This is a genomic window from Paenirhodobacter sp. CAU 1674 (assembly GCF_029222945.1).
Lineage (GTDB): Bacteria > Pseudomonadota > Alphaproteobacteria > Rhodobacterales > Rhodobacteraceae > Rhodobacter.
Map to the genome: position 1 here is coordinate 80780 of NZ_JARHUH010000008.1, position 11490 is coordinate 92269.

Consider the following 11490-nt stretch of genomic DNA (forward strand, 5'->3'; position numbering starts at 1 on the left):
GAAGCTGGTCTTCTTCTTGGCACAAATACTCCCGGGGGGTGCGGGGGGCAGGCGGCCCCCCGCGGTTCGGGTCAGTCGCGGCGGCTGGCGGTAAGCGCCACGTCCACGGTGACGGCAAAGCCCACGGTGCCCTCGTCAGGGTAGCTTGCCCCCATGCCAAAGGCGCGCCGGTCCAGCGTCACCTGGCCCTGCATCGTCGCGGTCTCGCCCTCGAGGGTCAGGGTGAAGGGCAGGGTGACGGGCACCTCGGCGCCGCGCAGGGTCAGGGTGCCCGTGGCCAGATGATCGGCGCCCTCCTGCCGGGTGATGGCGGCGGTGAAGGTGGCCGTCGGGTGGGTGGCGGTATCGAAGAAGTCCGCCCCCTTGGCCTGGTCTGTGACCGATCCGAGGGTAAGCGCGGTGGTGTCGATCTGCACGGTGACCGTGCCGGTGCCGGGAGTGGGATCATAGTCGATCGCGGCGCTCCAGACTGGCAATTGCCCGGTCACCGCGGCGCCCATTTGCTGCACGGTGAAGCCAAGCGTCCCTTCGGTCACCTGCCAGGTGCCGGTTTGCACGGTGGCGGTCTGTGTCTGCGGGGCGGGGCGCCCGGGGGTGGGCAGGGTGAGCCCCGCGCCGATCACTGCGGCCCAGAGTATCAGCGCCGCCAGCAGCGGCCCCCCCAGAGCATGTGCCGCACCGGGCGTGCCCGCCGCCGTGCCGCGCGTCATCCGCGCCAGCGTCGCGTCGCGGTCGATCAGCGCGTGTTTCAGAGCGCCTGCGATATGCAGGGCCAGCGCGGCATAGAGCACCAGTGCCGAGAGTTTGTGCAGGGTTTCGAACCCATGGGCGAGGGCGTCGGAGCGGGGCACGAAGGGCAGGGTTTGCCCAAAGGGCCACAGGATCGGTGCGAACCCTGCCTGCGCGGCGTGGCTGATCCAGCCCGAGAGCGGCATCACCAGCATCGCGCCGTAAAGCGCCCAGTGCACGGCCTCGGCCGCGAAGGTTTCCAGCCGGCGTTCGGGATGCAGGGGCACTGGTTTCGGCTGGCTCAGCGCCCAGAGGATACGCAGGAGCGCGGCGAAGAAGACCGTGACCCCGATCGTCTTGTGCAGGGAATAAATCGTCTTCAGCGTGGCGACGGCGGCATCGCTGTCGCGCGGCAGATCCTCGGCATAGAGCCCGAGGCCGATTGCCGTCAGGATCAGCAGCGCGATCAGCCAGTGCAGCGTGCGCGCGACGCCGCCATAGCTTTGGGGGGTGTTGGTCAACATGGGGGCAACTTTCAGAAGGGGGATTTCGGTCAGGATACGCGCTGCGGGCCGGTGCGGCCATGGCGACACGCGCACAGGCGATGTGCGCAAGTTGTTGTCTCGGACGCGGCGTCACGTTAGACCGGGGCAAGGTTTGAACGTGGAGGATGGCATGAGCCGAGCATTCGTATTTCCGGGGCAGGGCGCGCAGGCAATCGGTATGGGCCGCGCATTGGCCGACGCCTATCCGGCGGCGCGTGCGGTGTTTGACGAGGTCGACGCGGCCCTGGGCGAGCGCTTGAGTGCGCTGATCTGGGAGGGCGACATCGAGACGCTGACGCTGACGGCGAACGCCCAGCCCGCGCTGATGGCAACCTCGATCGCCGCGCTGCGCGCGCTGGAGGCCGAGGGCTTCGGCATCGCGGATGCGGCCTATGTCGCGGGGCACAGCTTGGGTGAATATTCGGCGCTGTGCGCGGCGGGGGCGCTGAGCGTCACCGATACGGCGAAACTGCTGCGGCTGCGCGGGCAGGCGATGCAATCGGCGGTGCCGGTCGGCGTGGGCGCGATGGCCGCCGTGCTGGGGCTGGATCTGGCCGCCGTGCAGGAGGTGGCGGCCGAGGCGGCGCAGGGCGAGGTCTGTCAGGCAGCCAATGACAACGATCCCGCGCAGGTGGTGATTTCGGGGCACAAGGCAGCGGTCGAACGCGCCGCCGAGATTGCCAAGGCGCGCGGCGCCAAGCGGGCGCTGCTGCTGCCGGTCAGCGCACCGTTCCATTGCGCCCTGATGCAGCCCGCTGCCGATGCGATGGCCGCGGCGCTGGCCGAGACGACGATCACGGCGCCGGCCGTGCCGGTGGTGGCCAATGTGGTGGCCGAGGCGGTGAGCGACCCCGAGGAGATCCGCAAGCTGCTGGTCGAGCAGGTCACCGGGTCGGTGCGCTGGCGCGAGAGCGTGCAATGGATGGTGGGCGCGGGCGTGACCGAATTCTGGGAAATCGGCGCGGGCAAGGCGCTGTCGGGGATGATCAAGCGGATCGCCAAGGAGACGGTGCAGCGCAATGTGGGCGCGCCCGAGGATATTGCGGCGCTGAAGGGCTGAGGCGCGGAGGAAGGGCGCCGGGGGCCAGCCCCCGGACCCCCAGGATATTTGGACCAAGATGAAAAGGCTTGGTTTAGGAAGGGACTGCAGATGTTTGATCTGACTGGAAAAACGGCGCTGATTACGGGCGCTTCGGGCGGTATTGGCGGCGGGATCGCGAAGGCGCTGCATGGCGCGGGCGCGACGGTTGCGCTGTCGGGAACGCGGGTCGAGCCGCTGGAGGCGCTGGCCGCCGAACTGGGGGAACGGGCCTTCGTGTGCCCGGCGAACCTGTCGGATGCGGAATCGGTCGAGGCGCTGCCGAAGGCCGCCGCGGCGGCGATGGGCAGCCTGGATATTCTGGTGAACAATGCGGGCATCACCCGCGACAACCTGTTCATGCGGATGTCGGACGAGGAATGGCAGTCGGTGATCGACGTGAACCTGACCTCGAGCTTCCGGCTGATGCGCGGGGTGCTGCGCGGCATGATGAAGGCGCGTTGGGGGCGGATCGTCAACATCACCTCGATCGTGGGTCAGACCGGCAACCCGGGGCAGGGCAACTATGCTGCGGCCAAGGCGGGGCTGGTGGGGATGTCGAAATCGCTGGCCTATGAGGTGGCGAGCCGTGGCATCACCGTGAACTGCGTGGCGCCGGGCTTCATCGCCACTGCGATGACCGACAAGCTGAACGACGACCAGAAGGGCAAGATCCTGTCGCAGATCCCGGCGGGGCGGATGGGCGCGCCCGAGGAAATCGCGGCGGCGGTGCTGTATCTGGCCAGTCCCGAGGCAGGCTATGTCACGGGCGCGACGCTGCATGTCAATGGCGGCATGGCGATGGTGTGACACGCGGTCCCGCCGCTTGCGAAACGGCTTGCCTTGGGGCAAGACTGTGTTATGAGCGGCGGGGACGGGCCGGGGGCTGACCCAGCCTGACGGCAGCCATCGCGCAAGCGGGGCGGATAAAGCTGCTCTACCGAGCAAGGACATAGGGACGGGCCAAGGCCCTCAAACTTGAGGAATTGACATGAGCGACATCGCAGATCGCGTGAAGAAGATCGTCGTGGAGCACCTGGGCGTGGAAGAAGACAAGGTCACCGAGACCGCGTCCTTCATCGACGATCTGGGCGCCGACAGCCTTGACACCGTCGAGCTGGTGATGGCTTTCGAAGAAGAGTTCGGCATCGAGATCCCGGATGATGCGGCCGAAACCATCCAGACCTTCGGCGATGCGGTGAAATTCATCACCGAAGCCGCCTGATCGGATCTTCGGTCCAGGTTTGAACGGCGCCCTTGCGGGCGCCGTTTTCCTTTGTGCGGGCGGGGTGTCGCCGCGGGCCCGGGCGGGGTGTGTGCTGGACGTTGCGCCCCTGCGCGCGCGCGTGTATCAGATCGGGGTCTGAGGAATTGTCAGAGAGGTCGAGGATGCGTCGGGTAGTTGTCACGGGTCTGGGAATGGTCACGCCGCTGGCTTGCGGTGTCGAGGAAACCTGGTCACGGTTGATCGCGGGCCAGTCGGGGGCGGGTCTGATCTCGCGGTTCGATGCGTCCAATGTGACGACCAAATACGCCTGCGAGATTCCGCTGGGCGATGGCAGCGACGGCACCTTCAATCCCGACGAGTGGATGGAGCCGAAAGAGCGCCGCAAGGTCGACGATTTCATCCTGTACGGCATGGCTGCGGCAACGCAGGCGGTGCGGGATTCGGGCTGGATGCCCGAGGACGAGGAAAGCCGCGAGCGCACCGGCGTGATGATCGGGTCCGGCATCGGCGGGCTGTCGACGATTGCCGACACGGCGCTGCTGATCGCCGAAAAGGGGCCGAAGCGTGTGTCGCCCTTCTTCATTCCGGCTTGCCTGATCAACCTGGTGTCGGGGCAGGTCTCGATCAAGTTCGGCTTCAAGGGGCCGAACCATGCGGTGGTGACGGCCTGTTCGACCGGCGCGCATGCAATCGGCGATGCGGCACGGCTGATCATGCTGGGCGATGCCGATGTGATGGTGGCGGGCGGCGCCGAGGCGCCGATCTCGGAAATCGGGATCGCCGGGTTCAACGCCTGCAAGGCATTGTCGACGGCACGTGCGGAGGAGCCGACCAAGGCCAGCCGCCCCTATGATGCGGATCGCGACGGGTTCGTGATGGGCGAGGGGGCCGGTGTCGTCGTGCTGGAGGAATACGAGCACGCCAAGGCGCGCGGCGCCAAGATCTATGCCGAAGTTCTGGGCTATGGCCTGTCGGGCGATGCCTATCACATCACGGCCCCGGCGTCCGATGGCGACGGCGGCTTCCGCAGCATGAAGGCGGCGCTGGCGCGTGCCGGGCTGACGCCCGATGCGGTGGATTACATCAACGCGCATGGCACCTCGACCATGGCCGATACGATCGAGCTGGGCGCGGTGGAGCGGCTGATGGGCAATGCGGCGGCGAAGGCCACGATGTCGTCAACCAAGTCGAGCATCGGGCATTTGCTGGGGGCGGCCGGCGCGGTCGAGGCGATCTTCTGCATTCTGGCGATCCGGGATCAGATCGCGCCGCCGACGCTGAACCTGGATAATCCGGCGGTGGATACGACGCTGGATCTGGCGCCCAACGTGGCGCGCAAGCGGGAAATCAACGTGGCCCTGTCGAACAGCTTTGGCTTTGGCGGCACCAACGCCAGCCTTGTGCTGGGCAAGGTTGCGGGCTGATGTGGCGCCATATCGTCTCTAACTTCCTGACGGTTCTGATCGTGATTCTGGTGGGTCTGGGCGGTCTGGCCGCCTGGGCGAAGAAGCAGTACACGAATCCTGGGCCGTTGACGCAGGCGGTCTGTCTGCGGGTCGAGCCGGGGGCGAGTTTCGCGCGCGTGTCCGAGGATCTGCGCGGGCAGGGGGCGATTTCGTCGGCCTATATCTTTCGCGCGGGGGCGGATTACGCAGGCAAGTCCGGGGCGCTCAAGTTCGGGTCCTATCTGATCGACCCGGGCGCCTCGATGGAGGGGATCGTCGATCAGATCACCTCGGGCGGGCCGTCGAGTTGCGGCACCGAGCTGAACTTTCGCATCGGGGTCACGGCGCAGGACATGATCCTGCGTGAGCTGGACCCGGTGTCGGGCCAATATGTCGAGAAGGCGAAGTTCGACCCGGCGGCCGAACCGGCGCCCGAAGGTTTTGCCGAGGAATCGAGCAAGGCCGATGTGCGCACGCGGGTGACGCTGGCCGAAGGGGTCACCAGCTGGCAGGTGGTCGAGGCGCTGAAATCGGCCGATTTCCTGAAGGGCGAGATCAAGCAGATCCCGGCCGAGGGCAGCCTTGCGCCCGACAGCTATGAGGTGAAGCGCGGCTCGGACCGGAATGCGCTGATCGCCGAGATGCAGGCGCGCCAGCAGGTCATTCTGGCCACCGCCTGGGAGGCGCGCGCGCAGGGTCTGCCCTATGAGACGCCCGAGGAAGCCTTGGTGATGGCCTCGATCGTCGAGAAGGAAACCGGCGTGCCCAGCGAACGGCGGCAGGTGGCGAGCGTGTTCATCAACCGGCTGGAGCAGGGGATCAAACTGCAGACCGACCCGACGGTGATCTATGGCGTGACCAAGGGCCAGGGCGTGCTGGGGCGCGGTCTGCGGCAATCGGAATTGCGCCGCGAGACGCCCTACAATACCTATGTCATCGACGGGTTGCCGCCGACGCCGATTGCCAACCCCGGCCGCGCGGCGATCGATGCGGCGCTGAACCCCGATTCGACGCGCTACCTGTTTTTCGTGGCCGATGGCAGCGGCGGACATGCCTTTGCCGAGACGCTGGACGAGCATAACCGCAACGTGGCGGCTTGGCGCAAGATCGAGGCGGAGCAACAAAATCAGGGTGCAGGTAACTGATTTCGTTTTGGAAATGCAAAAACCGGGGCCGTGGTGCCCCGGTTTTTTCTGGGTATGGGGCACAACCCTGAATTTAGGGCTTGACTTTGCGAACGCTCTAAAGTAGAAAAAGTGCATGCTAGGAGAAGTGGGCAAGCGGCGGGGGTGACCCGATGCCGCTTTTTTCATTTCGCTCGTGCGGTCAAACGGCATGAGAGGCGGGTTCAACAGCACATGGATATGACTTTCTCGGGTGGGAAAGAGCCTTCGGTGGATTTGCTGAAGGAAACGGAAGTTTTGTATCGGGAAGTGGCCGAGGAACTTGCGCTGGCGATGCGAGGGGTTCGCCAGGGCGAAACGGGCGAGGCCAAGGCCGCCATTCAGGCGGTCAAGGATCTGCGCACGGCATTTCAGATGGTTATGGATGAAAGGACACGCGTTGAAAAACTCCGCAAACAGGTTGCCGGGGTCGTCCGAGACTATGCGCTCGACTTCGACGCGGCGCGAGATGAGATCGGGCGCCGCCTGGCTCGCCTGCGCGAGGCAGGAGGAGGTGGATGAGTTTCTGGAAGGGCTGGGCGACAACGCGTTGCTGGCCCTGCCGTGGATGTTCGAGTTCTGGGCGCTGCCGCATCAGCTTCCCCCCGCAGGCGCCTGGAAAAGCTGGGTGATCATGGGCGGGCGCGGTGCGGGCAAGACGCGGGCCGGGGCCGAGTGGGTGCGCGCGCAGGTGGAAGGCGCGCGGCCGCTCGACCCCGGCAGGGCGCGGCGCGTGGCGCTGGTGGGGGAGACCTTCGATCAGGTGCGCGACGTGATGGTGTTCGGCGACAGCGGCATCCTGGCCTGCTCGCCCCCCGACCGGCGCCCCGAATGGGAGGCCGGGCGGCGCCGGCTGATCTGGCCCAATGGCGCGACCGCGCAGGCGTTTTCGGCCCATGAGCCCGAGGCGCTGCGGGGCCCGCAATTCGATGCCGCCTGGGTCGATGAACTGGCCAAGTGGAAGAAGGCCGAGGAGACCTGGGACATGCTGCAATTCGCGCTGCGGCTGGGCACCCACCCGCAGCAGGTCATCACCACGACGCCACGCAATGTGGGGGTGCTGAAGACCATTCTGAAGAACCCCTCGACGGTGGTGACCCATGCACCGACCGAGGCGAACCGGGCCTATCTGGCGGCTTCGTTCCTGGAGGAGGTGCAGGCGCGCTATGCCGGCACCCGGCTGGGGCGGCAAGAGCTGGAAGGGGTGCTGCTGGAGGACGTCGAAGGCGCGCTGTGGACGACCGCGGGGCTGGAAGGCTGCCGGGTCGATCGTGCCCCCGATCTGGATCGGATCGTGGTGGCGGTGGACCCGGCCGTGACCGGGCACGCAGGGTCGGACGAATGCGGGATCGTGGTGGTGGGCGCGGTGACGCGCGGGCCGGTGCAGGATTGGCGCGCCTATGTGCTGGAGGATTGCTCGGCGCGGGGCAAGCCCACCGACTGGGCGCGCGCCGCCATCGCCGCGATGGAGAAATATGGCGCCGAAAAACTGGTGGCCGAGGTCAACCAGGGCGGTGACATGGTGGAATCGGTGATCCGGCAGATCGACCCGCTGGTGCCATTCAAGGCGCTGCGCGCGGGGCGGGGTAAATCGGCGCGGGCCGAGCCGGTGGCGGCGCTTTATGAACAGGGGCGGGTGCGGCATCTCAAGCATGGTCATCTGGGCACGCTGGAAGATCAGATGTGCCGGATGACGGTGCAGGGCTATGAAGGGCGCGGATCGCCCGACCGGGTGGACGCGCTGGTCTGGGCGCTGCACGAGCTGATCATAGAGCCCGCCGCGCATTGGCGCCGCCCGCAGATGCGCCAGCTTTGACTGGTCTGCCAGAGGGGGGATGCCCTTCTTCTTGGCACAAATACTCCGGGGGTGCGGGGGCTGGCCCCCGCGGGTGCCCCCGGCGCGACCTGTGAAAATTCGGATGAAAGGGCTGGGGATTTCCCCGGCCCTTTTTCTTTGCGGCCCCGGGGCCGTGGGCCAGCTCAAGGAGAACGGGATGGGAATGCAATTCTTTCGCAAGGGCGCGCAAGCGGCAGTGCCCGAGCAGAAGGCCTCGGTCACGGGGCGGATCGTGGCGATGGCGAGCGGCGCGGGGCGCGTCGTGTGGAGCCCGCGCGACACCGTCAGCCTGACGCGCACGGGCTTTACCGGCAACCCGGTGGGGTTTCGTTGTGTGAAACTGATCGCCGAGGCGGCGGCGGCGGTGCCGCTGGTGTGCCAGGATGCCGAGCGGCGCTATGAGATCCACCCGTTGATGGATCTGATCCGGCGCCCGAATGCGGGGCAAGGCCGGGCCGAGCTGTTCGAGGCGCTGTATGGGCAGCTGCTGCTGTCGGGCGACGGCTATCTGGAGGCGGTCAGCGCCGAGCCGGGGCTGCCGCGCGAATTGCATGTGCTGCGCTCGGACCGGATGTCGGTCGTGCCGGGCACGGATGGCTGGCCGCGAGCCTATGACTACACGGTGGGCGGGCGCAAGCATCGGTTCGACATGACTGGCCATCCCGATCCGGTGTGCCATATCAAGAGCTTCCACCCGCAGGACGACCATTACGGGCTGAGCCCGATGCAGGCGGCGGCGGTGGCGCTGGATGTGCATAATTCGGCCAGCGCCTGGTCGAAGGCGCTCTTGGACAATGCGGCGCGGCCCAGTGGCGCGATCATCTACAAGGGCGCGGATGGGCAGGGCACGCTGAGCCCCGAACAATACGACCGGCTGACCTTCGAGATGGAGACCCATCATCAGGGCGCGCGCAATGCGGGGCGACCGATGCTGCTGGAAGGGGGCTTAGACTGGAAGCCGATGGGGTTCAGCCCCTCGGACATGGAGTTTCACGAAACCAAGGCGGGGGCCGCGCGCGAGATTGCGGTGGCTTTTGGCGTGCCGCCGATGTTGCTGGGGATTCCGGGCGATGCGACCTATGCCAATTACGCCGAGGCGCACCGGGCGTTTTACCGGCTGACCGTGCTGCCGCTGGCGACGCGGGTCACGGCGGCGGTGGCGTGGTGGCTGTCGACGCATCTGGGCGCTCAGGTCGAGTTGAAGCCCGATCTGGACCAGATCCCCGCGCTGGCGGCCGAGCGCGACCAGCAATGGAAGCGCGTGGGCGAGGCGGACTTCCTGAGCAATGCCGAGAAACGCGCCCTGCTGGGCCTGCCGCCGCTGGCGGAGGCGTGAGATGGGGGAAGGCGGGTCGCGCTATCTCAAGGAGCCGTTCGAGGTTCATGAGCAGCGCTTCGAGGCCACCGAGAAGATCATGGAGCTGCAATTCAGCCAGGTCGACCGGCGGCTGGGCCGGATCGAAACCATGATCGAGGGTCTGGAGAAACGGCTGTGGATGACGGTCTACGGCGTGGTGGCCGTGATCCTGACGCAGGCGGTGCAGAGCGTGTTGGAATACGCGCCGAAATAAGGATTATCACATGAAGACAAGTGATTACGGGCTTGAATTGAAGTTCTGCCGCGCCGAGCAGGTGGTGCAGGTGAGCGAGGGCGCGGTGATCGAGGGCTATGCCAGCCTGTTCGGTCTGCCCGATCAGGGCGGCGATGTGGTGCAGCCCGGCGCTTATCGCAAAAGCCTAGAGCGGCTCAAGGCGCGCGGTGGCAGCGTCAAGATGCTGTGGCAGCACGACCCGGCGCAGCCGATCGGCGTGTGGGACGAGATTTTCGAGGACGAGCGCGGGCTTTACGTCAAGGGGCGGTTGCTGCTGGACGTGGGGCGGGCGCGCGAGGCGGCGGCGCTGATCGGGGCGGGGGCGATCGACGGGCTGTCGATCGGCTATCGCACTGTAGCTGCCGAAAAGGACGCAAAAGGCCAGCGGCTTCTTGCGGAACTGGAGCTTTGGGAGGTGTCGCTGGTGACCTTCCCGATGCTCAAGGAGGCGCGGGTGGCGGGCAAGGGCGAGAGCCTGGAGACCGAGACCTGGCGCGATCTGGCCGAGGCGCTGACGCGCGCCGCGGCTGACATGGCAGCGCGCTGAGCGCGGCCAGTGACCCATGGAGATCGAGTGACGATGAAGACCGAGACCAAGGCTCGGGCCGGGACGGGTATGTCCGAGGGCCCGGACCCGGCGGCTGAGGTGAAAACCGCGCTGGCCGGGTTCCTGAAGGAAATCAAAGGCTTTCAGGATGAAGTGAAGACCAAGTTTCAACAACAGGACGAGCGTTTGACCATGCTGCACACCAAATCGACCTTCGCCGGGCGTCCCGCCCTTTCCGCCGCCGCCTCGGAAGAGGCGCCGCATCAGAAGGCCTTTGCGGCCTATCTGCGGTCGGGCGACGATGACGCGCTGCGCGGCCTGTCGCTGGAAGGCAAGGCGCTGAATACCGCGGTGGCCGCCGAGGGCGGCTATCTGGTGGACCCGCAGACCTCGGACACGATCCGCGGTGTGCTGAAGGCCACCGCCTCGATCCGCCAGATCGCCAATGTGGTCAACGTCGAGGCGTCGAGCTTCGACGTGCTGGTCGACCATTCCGAGATGGGGTCGGGCTGGGCGAGCGAGACCGCGGCCCTGACCGAGACCGCCACGCCGCAGATCGACCGCATCTCGATCCCGCTGCATGAACTGGCGGCGATGCCGAAGGCCAGCCAGCGCCTGCTGGACGACAGCGCCTTCGACATCGAGACCTGGCTGGCCAATCGCATCGCGGACAAGTTCGCACGGTCGGAAGCGGCAGCCTTCGTGGCGGGCGATGGCGTGGACAAGCCCAAGGGCTTTCTGACGCATACCAAGGTCGCCAACGGGGTCTGGGCCTGGGGATCGCTGGGCTATGTGGCAACCGGCGCGGATGGCGATTTCGCCGCGGTGAATGCGTCGGATGCGATCGTCGATCTGGTCTATGCGCTGAACGCCGAATACCGTGCCAACGCGAGCTTCGTGATGAATTCGAAGACCGCCGGCGCGGTGCGCAAGATGAAGGATGCCGACGGCCGTTTCCTGTGGTCCGACGGGCTGCAGGCGGGCGAACCCGCGCGTCTGATGGGCTATCCGGTGCTGATCGCCGAGGACATGCCGGATATTGCCTCGGGCACCACCGCGATTGCCTTTGGCGATTTCGGTGCGGGCTACACCATCGCCGAGCGCCCGGATCTGCGCGTGCTGCGCGACCCCTTCTCGGCCAAGCCGCATGTGCTGTTCTACGCGTCCAAGCGCGTGGGCGGCGACGTGAGCGATTTCGCCGCGATCAAGCTGCTGAAGTTCGCCACCTCGTGAGGGGGGTGAAAGGGCCGGGGGCGTAATCCCCCGGCCTGCGAGTTGGGGCCCCCGCGCCCTGGCTTCGGGCGGGCGCGGGTTTGACCGTCGTCG

At 66.7% G+C, this 11490-nt stretch carries 12 protein-coding genes; 11 read left to right on the forward strand and 1 reads right to left on the reverse strand.

Annotated features, from left to right (window positions below):
- Positions 1 to 71: 71 nt before the first annotated feature.
- On the reverse strand, positions 72 to 1253 hold the full coding sequence (locus P2G62_RS12690; RefSeq protein WP_275735272.1) for a cytochrome b/b6 domain-containing protein: 1182 nt from the start codon (positions 1251 to 1253) through the stop codon (positions 72 to 74).
- A 151-nt stretch (positions 1254 to 1404) separates the two neighbouring features.
- Here P2G62_RS12690 and fabD point away from each other — a divergent pair, with 151 nt between their 5' ends.
- From fabD to P2G62_RS12745, 11 genes are all read left to right on the forward strand, one after another.
- Positions 1405 to 2334, forward strand: a complete 930-nt coding sequence (fabD, locus tag P2G62_RS12695; RefSeq protein ID WP_275735273.1) for an ACP S-malonyltransferase — start codon at positions 1405 to 1407, stop codon at positions 2332 to 2334.
- Positions 2335 to 2424: 90 nt separating this feature from the next.
- Positions 2425 to 3162 (forward strand): 3-oxoacyl-ACP reductase FabG, encoded by a 738-nt coding sequence (fabG, locus tag P2G62_RS12700; protein WP_275735274.1) that lies wholly within the window; start codon positions 2425 to 2427, stop codon positions 3160 to 3162.
- Between the two features lie 181 nt (positions 3163 to 3343).
- A complete protein-coding gene (locus P2G62_RS12705; protein WP_013067402.1) occupies positions 3344 to 3577 on the forward strand; it encodes an acyl carrier protein in 234 nt (77 codons plus the stop codon).
- Between the two features lie 164 nt (positions 3578 to 3741).
- Positions 3742 to 5004 (forward strand): beta-ketoacyl-ACP synthase II, encoded by a 1263-nt coding sequence (gene fabF / locus P2G62_RS12710; protein WP_275735275.1) that lies wholly within the window; start codon positions 3742 to 3744, stop codon positions 5002 to 5004.
- Positions 5004 to 6170 (forward strand): endolytic transglycosylase MltG, encoded by a 1167-nt coding sequence (gene mltG / locus P2G62_RS12715; RefSeq protein WP_275735276.1) that lies wholly within the window; start codon positions 5004 to 5006, stop codon positions 6168 to 6170. Before fabF ends, mltG begins: the two co-directional genes overlap by 1 nt.
- Positions 6171 to 6419: 249 nt before the next feature.
- On the forward strand, positions 6420 to 6710 hold the full coding sequence (locus tag P2G62_RS12720; RefSeq protein WP_275735277.1) for a hypothetical protein: 291 nt from the start codon (positions 6420 to 6422) through the stop codon (positions 6708 to 6710).
- The gene (locus P2G62_RS12725; protein ID WP_275735278.1) at positions 6658 to 8004 is read left to right on the forward strand and encodes a terminase family protein; all 1347 of its coding nucleotides are present in this window, start codon (positions 6658 to 6660) and stop codon (positions 8002 to 8004) included. The genes P2G62_RS12720 and P2G62_RS12725 overlap by 53 nt, the downstream gene beginning before the upstream one ends.
- A gap of 178 nt (positions 8005 to 8182) precedes the next feature.
- A complete protein-coding gene (locus tag P2G62_RS12730; protein WP_275735279.1) occupies positions 8183 to 9361 on the forward strand; it encodes a phage portal protein in 1179 nt (392 codons plus the stop codon).
- A gap of 1 nt (position 9362) precedes the next feature.
- Positions 9363 to 9596: a hypothetical protein gene (locus P2G62_RS12735; protein WP_275735280.1), complete on the forward strand. Its 234-nt coding sequence runs from the start codon at positions 9363 to 9365 to the stop codon at positions 9594 to 9596.
- 10 nt (positions 9597 to 9606) lie between these two features.
- Positions 9607 to 10164: an HK97 family phage prohead protease gene (locus P2G62_RS12740; protein WP_275735281.1), complete on the forward strand. Its 558-nt coding sequence runs from the start codon at positions 9607 to 9609 to the stop codon at positions 10162 to 10164.
- A gap of 33 nt (positions 10165 to 10197) precedes the next feature.
- Positions 10198 to 11397: a phage major capsid protein gene (locus tag P2G62_RS12745; protein WP_275735380.1), complete on the forward strand. Its 1200-nt coding sequence runs from the start codon at positions 10198 to 10200 to the stop codon at positions 11395 to 11397.
- Positions 11398 to 11490: the final 93 nt, after the last annotated feature.